This window comes from Myxococcus eversor, assembly GCF_010894455.1.
GTDB lineage: Bacteria > Myxococcota > Myxococcia > Myxococcales > Myxococcaceae > Myxococcus > Myxococcus eversor.
The window spans coordinates 1-1,409 of the sequence record NZ_JAAIXY010000073.1 but is presented as its reverse complement, the minus strand read 5'-3'; the positions used below and the strand labels follow the sequence as shown (position 1 = coordinate 1,409).

Genomic DNA, 1,409 nt, shown 5'->3' with positions numbered 1-1,409 from the left:
CACGCAACCGCGTGAAGTGGCGTACTTCAACAGCTATCGTGAGACGGACCCGGGACGCGGGGACGCGCTGGAAGAGGGGGCCACGGGGCTCCAGGTTCCTGGAGATGGTCATGTGTATGTCGTGGATACGTCCCGTGGATTGCTGGTGCTGACGGAGCCGCCACAGTAGGCCGGACGCGGCACTGCGTGTGAGCGGCCACGTAGATCCCAGGTGGCCCGGGGGGGCTTACTCCTTGGGTCGCCTGTCAGCGTCGTCTGGTATTGCCAGGGTGAGCCCGCCTCGCCGCGGGCCTCTTGCTGGGGCCTACCATGACGCTTCGTTGGGTGGTGTCGCTGCTCCTGTTGGTGGCCGTCACGGGCTGCGCGACGAGTCGAGTCGTGCGGCTGGAGACGGGAGAGGACTCCTTCCTCGTCACTCCTCACGAGGAGCCTGACGCGGAAGTGAGTGCGGCTGAGCTCGAAGACGACGAATTCGAGGAGGCCGTCGCAAAGCTGGCACGGGATGTTCGTCCCTCTCGCAATCCCATGCAGGACGCGCGGGAGCGCTTCGGCGTTCCGTCCCGAAGTGGGGTGTACGGGTATGAGCGGGGTTCCTCGCGACTCATTCCCCAGCGTGGAGGGGATGTGGACGGCCCCCGCTTGCTGGAGGACTACGCGGATGAGGCGCTGACGCGCGCCTACGGCCAGTGGTGCAAGCGGAAGGACAGACCTGGGGACTGCTTGCGGCTGCTGGATGAGGGGCCCCTGCTGGCCAGCGATGGCAAGTACACCTGGGCCCTGGCCATCGCCATGGACTCGGTCTGGGAGGAGACGGCCGAAGCACTGGAGGGCATGACGGACCCCCAGGCCGTCGTGGCTGGCATCGCCGCCTCCGCGACGATGTACCTGCTCTTGTGGTCGCTGCCGGAGCCGGTGAGTAAAGGCGTGGCGGCCACCTTGACGGCCTGCCTCATCGCCTACCTGGGCGTGGACACGGTGTGGAGCATGCTGGACGGGTGGCTGACGCTGGTGCGCCAGGTAGACAGGGCGACGAGCTTCGAACAACTCCATGCGGCGGGTGAGGCATACGGAGAGGTGCTCGGGGAGAACGCAGCGCGCGTCTTCGTCATGCTGGCCACGGTGGCCATCGGGAACACGGCGGGACTGGCGGCGAAGTCAATGGGGTTGCCGGGTTCCGCCCAGGCGGCCCTGGCGGTGGAGTCCCAAGCGGGCTTCCAGTATGCGGCCGTGGGCAGCGTGAGTTCAGTCGCCTTGACGGCGGAGGGGTTCACCATCTCGCTCGCCCCGAACGCCGTGGCCATGGCGAGCCGGAGAGGGCGTAGTGAGAATCATCACATCGCCACGAACAAGAACGATGTCTCCGCCGCGCGCGGTGGCCCCTGGACGCCAAGATTCAGGGAGTTGTTCAC

At 66.9% G+C, this 1,409-nt stretch carries 1 protein-coding gene and 1 pseudogene; both read left to right on the top strand.

Annotation, left to right across the window (positions count from 1 at the left end; genetic code table 11):
- A pseudogene (locus G4D83_RS47435) lies at positions 1–169 on the top strand (LVIVD repeat-containing protein); the annotation flags it as partial.
- Between the two features lie 140 nt (positions 170–309).
- The coding region (sitA5, locus tag G4D83_RS45180) for a SitA5 family polymorphic toxin (RefSeq protein WP_163871159.1) at positions 310–1,409 on the top strand (1,100 nt) is incomplete at its 3' end.